Source organism: Microcoleus sp. Pol14D4 (assembly GCF_036701245.1).
Lineage (GTDB): Bacteria > Cyanobacteriota > Cyanobacteriia > Cyanobacteriales > Microcoleaceae > Microcoleus.
Genome location: NZ_JAUBQM010000015.1, coordinates 87,881 through 88,758, shown reverse-complemented (window position 1 = coordinate 88,758; position 878 = coordinate 87,881). Strand labels below are relative to the sequence as shown.

The 878-nt window shown below is 58.7% G+C and carries 1 pseudogene; it reads right to left on the bottom strand.

Annotated features, from left to right (window positions below):
• A pseudogene (locus QUA33_RS08770) lies at nt 1-878 on the bottom strand (DUF4347 domain-containing protein); the annotation flags it as partial.

The window sequence follows — 878 nt, the reverse complement described above, 5'->3', positions numbered from 1 at the left end:
TGCTGCAACTGTTCTGGCGTCAGAACTTGACCTGCTGTCACCGGTACACCGCCGTTGGCTGGGTCTCCTAAAAACAGGACGGCTTGGTCTGGTGAGGGCAGGGTGTTGATGGTGTAAGAGGCGATCGACCCGTCGGGGTCGCTGCCGCCCAATCCTGTGACTAACTGGCTGCTGTTGGGTCCGAGGCTGGAGTTGGCATTGTTGGCTAAGGGCGGTTGGTTGTCTGTTGGAAGTATGGCGGCCACAGTAGCGGTAGCGGGACTGGATGCGCCGCTGTTGTCGGTAGCGCTGTAGGTGAAATTGGCTCCTGTAAAGTTGCCAGTTGTTTGGAAAAATAGTTGCTGCAACTGTTGAGGCGTCAGGACTTGACCTGCTGTCACCGGTACACCACCGTTGGCTGGATCTCCTAAAAACAGCACGGCTTGGTCTGCTGGAGGCAGGGTGTTGATGGTGTAAGAGGCGATCGACCCGTCGGGGTCGCTGCCGCCCAATCCCGTGACTAACTGGCTGCTGTTGGGCCCGAGGCTGGAGTTGGCATTGTTGGCTAATGGCGGTTGGTTGTTAGTTGGTGTTGTGGGAGTCGGTGTGGGAGTTGGTGTTGTGGGAGTCGGTGTGGGAGTCGGTGTGGGAGTCGGTGTGGGAGTTGGAGTTGTGGGAGTCGGTGTGGGAGTCGGTGTGGGAGTCGGTGTGGGAGTCGGTGTGGGAGTCGGTGTGGGAGTCGGTGTGGGAGTTGGAGTTGTGGGAGTCGGTGTGGGAGTTGGAGTTGTGGGAGTCGGTGTGGGAGTTGGAGTTGTGGGAGTCGGTGTCAGAGGTGTGGTGAATGTAGCTTGGTTGTTGGCGGGAGTGGGGTCAGTCGTAGTTGAGGTACTTCGGGCGGT